The organism is Streptomyces sp. NPDC093510 (genome assembly GCF_040683555.1).
Taxonomy (GTDB): domain Bacteria; phylum Actinomycetota; class Actinomycetes; order Streptomycetales; family Streptomycetaceae; genus Streptomyces.
Map to the genome: position 1 here is coordinate 1 of NZ_JBFBEE010000067.1, position 1,416 is coordinate 1,416.

The 1,416-nt window shown below is 68.9% G+C and carries 2 protein-coding genes; both read left to right on the forward strand.

Annotated elements, in window-relative coordinates; translation table 11 throughout:
• The first annotated feature begins 167 nt into the window (after positions 1-167).
• Positions 168-764: a transposase family protein gene (locus AB0N81_RS41965; protein WP_365368206.1), complete on the forward strand. Its 597-nt coding sequence runs from the start codon at positions 168-170 to the stop codon at positions 762-764.
• 24 nt (positions 765-788) lie between these two features.
• A complete protein-coding gene (locus AB0N81_RS41970; protein WP_365368208.1) occupies positions 789-1,382 on the forward strand; it encodes an ISAs1 family transposase in 594 nt (197 codons plus the stop codon).
• The last annotated feature ends 34 nt before the right edge of the window (positions 1,383-1,416 follow it).

A 1,416-nucleotide genomic window follows, 5' to 3' on the forward strand; every position in this document is an offset into this window, starting at 1 on the left:
CACCACGCCCGTTTCGATCCGTCGAGAACGGTCGTGCAGCCCGCCCAGGGGCATTGCATGACGCGGATCCGTCCGGTTCACGCGGCCCGCCCGTGACGTCGTGTCATGTTCTGGAGCCAGGAAGCAGTGCAGGCACGGCGCCGGTGATCATGTGGTTGTCGAGACCCATGAGAACCGAACGAGACCGTGCCTGCCTCTGCATCATCTCCCATGCCCGTCGCGCGCTGGAGTACCTGGCCCACGCTCCTTCTTCCACACCTCTCACCGACGCAGCCGGTCTGCGTCCTTTCCTGGACGCGGTACCCGACCCGCGGGACCGCAGGGGCCGCCTGTATCCGCTGTCCGCGCTGCTGACGGCGGCAGCGGCTGCCGTGCTGGCCGGCGCACGCTCCCTGGCCGCGATCGGTGAGTGGATCACAGACGCACCACGCTGGGCCGTGGGCACCCTCGGCTTCGCTCCGGATCCCCTGACCGGGCAGATGGTGGTACCGCACCCGGCGACAGTGCGCCGACTGCTCGCCCGGCTGGACGGCGACGCACTGGACGCCGCGATCGGCGCCTTCTTGTCCGCACGGACAGCTCGCACCCGGCAGCCGGACACGCTGCGGCCGATCGCAGTGGACGGCAAGACCGTCCGCGGCTCAAGCACCCCGACCACAGCGGCGGTCTCACTGCTGGCCGCGATGACGCACAGCGGAGAGGTCCTCGCCCAGCGCCAGATCGCCGACAGGAGCAATGAAATCCCCTCCTTCGCACCGCTGTAGAACGGCGCCGACCTCACCCATGCCGTGATCACGGCGGACGCCCTGCACACCCAGCACGGCCACGGCACCTACCTGCGCTCGCGAGGAGCCCACTACATCGCCGTCGTGAAGAAGAACCACCCCGGCCTGTTCGACCGTGTCCGCACCCTGCCCTGGCGTGAGATCACACTCGACCACTACGAGCGCACCCGGGCCCACCACCGCGACGAGATCCGCCGGCTGAAGACCGCCGCGTTCGCCCACCTCGACTACCCCGACGCCCGCCAGGCCCTCCAAGTCGTGCGCTGGAGACGAGACCTCGGCTCGGGCAAGCTGACCATCGAGCGCACCTACCTGATCACCAGCCTGCCGCCCGGCGCGGCCACCGGCGCCCAGCTCGCTTCCTGGATCAGAGGGCACTGGGGTATCGAGAACCTCCTCCACCACGTCCGTGACCGGACCTTCCGCGAGGACGACTCCAAGATCCGTACCGCTCAACTGCCCCGCACGATGGCCAGTCTCCGCAACCTGGCCATCGGCCTCCACCGGCAGGACGGCCAGAAGAACATCGCAGCCGCCCTCAGGCGAGCGGCCCGCGACTACCGTCGGCCCCTAACCCTCCTCGGCCTCACCGGATGAAACCGGACAAAATCACTTCACGCAAAGACCCTGG